This window comes from Streptomyces sp. NPDC051555 (genome assembly GCF_044454405.1).
Lineage (GTDB): Bacteria > Actinomycetota > Actinomycetes > Streptomycetales > Streptomycetaceae > Streptomyces.
The window spans coordinates 1-1,442 of record NZ_JBITDP010000114.1 but is presented as its reverse complement, the minus strand read 5'-3'; the positions used below and the strand labels follow the sequence as shown (position 1 = coordinate 1,442).

The window sequence follows — 1,442 nt, the reverse complement described above, 5'->3', positions numbered from 1 at the left end:
GGAGCTTCCCAATGCTGATGTCAAGCCGCTGCCGTGACCGGTGGTATGGCTTGGTAGCACGCTCCGTCGCGAATCATGGCCCACAGGACGTTGACGCGGCGGCGCGAGAGCGCCAGCAGGGCCTGTTTGTGGCCCTTCCCCTCGGCGCGTTTGCGTGTGTAGAACGCCTGCGAGGCGGGGCAGGACTTCAGGCTGGCGAACGACGAGAGGTAGAAGGCCCGAAGCAGCCCTCGGTGGAACCGGCGAGGACGGCGAAGGTTGCCGCTGACGCGTCCGGAGTCACGCGGGGCGGGCGCGAGGCCGGCGTAGCCGGCGAGGCGGTCGGCGCTGCCGAAGGCGTCCATGTCGCCGCCGGTGGCGGCGAGGAACTCGGCGCCGAGGAGCTTGCCCATGCCGGGCAGGCTGAGGATCACCTCGGCGTGCGGGTGCTCTCGAAACCGGGCCTCGATCATTGCGTCGAGTTCGGTGGTCTCCTGGTCGAGGGCGATCACCCCCTTGGCGAGGCGGACCACCATGGCGGCGGCCAGCTTCTCGCCGGGCAGAGCGGTGTGCTGGGCCTCGGCGGCTTCCACGACGGCCTTGGCCAGCGCGGCAGCACCGTAGACCTTCCGGTTTCGAAGCCATGTCTCGATCCGCTTCACACCGGCCCGGCGGATCGCCGCCGGGGTCTGGTAGCCGGTCAGCAGGACGACCGGGCCCTTGTTGGTCAGCTCCAGTGCTCGTTCCAATGCCGGGCAAATTTCGAGAAGTTGGGCCCGAAGCCGGTTGATCTGCCTGGTCCGGTCGGCCACGACGTCAGTGCGGCGAGTGGTCAGCGTGCGGACATCGATGGCGATCTCGTCGCCGGGCCGCAGCAGGCTCAGGTCCTTGCGCATGCGGGCCTGGTCGGCGATGACGAAGGCGTCCTTCGCGTCGGTCTTGCCCTCGCCGCGGTAGGTTCCCGAGGCGCGGTGGATGGCCAGGCCGGTGAGGTAGGCCAAGGGCTGGTCGTGGCTGACCAACAGGCCGATCAGCAGTGCGGCGCCACCGTGGTTGAGGTCAACCGCCCACAGCACATCCTCGTCGAGGGCCAAAACGTCCTGGATCAGCTCCAGCAGGGCCGTCTCGTCGTTCAGGACCCGGCGGGACAGCAGCCGTTCGCCGTCCCTGTCGATCACCACGCAGTGGTGATGTTCCTTGCCGATGTCCACTCCGGCCCATATCTGGGGCACGGCCACCTCCGTCAGCTCGTCGCGTGTTCACAGCCCAGCAGACGACCTCGCCGACGTTGCCCTACAAAGCGATCGAGTCGCATCTCCCAATTGGCGGTCGAGTCGTCGCGGGGTTCCGGGCGGCCAAGCTCCTTGAGCCATTCACGGCGACACCATGGCAGCCATACCCGGAACCCCTGGGTCCACCGATCTTACGAATGACCAGTTCAAACCCACAAAGAAAGGTAGGGC

The 1,442-nt window shown here is 67.5% G+C and carries 1 protein-coding gene; it reads right to left on the bottom strand.

Annotated elements, in window-relative coordinates; translation table 11 throughout:
* Window positions 1-20: 20 nt before the first annotated feature.
* Window positions 21-1,217: an IS110 family transposase gene (locus ACIBEA_RS44570; RefSeq protein ID WP_399270303.1), complete on the bottom strand. Its 1,197-nt coding sequence runs from the start codon at window positions 1,215-1,217 to the stop codon at window positions 21-23.
* Between the last annotated feature and the right edge of the window lie 225 nt (window positions 1,218-1,442).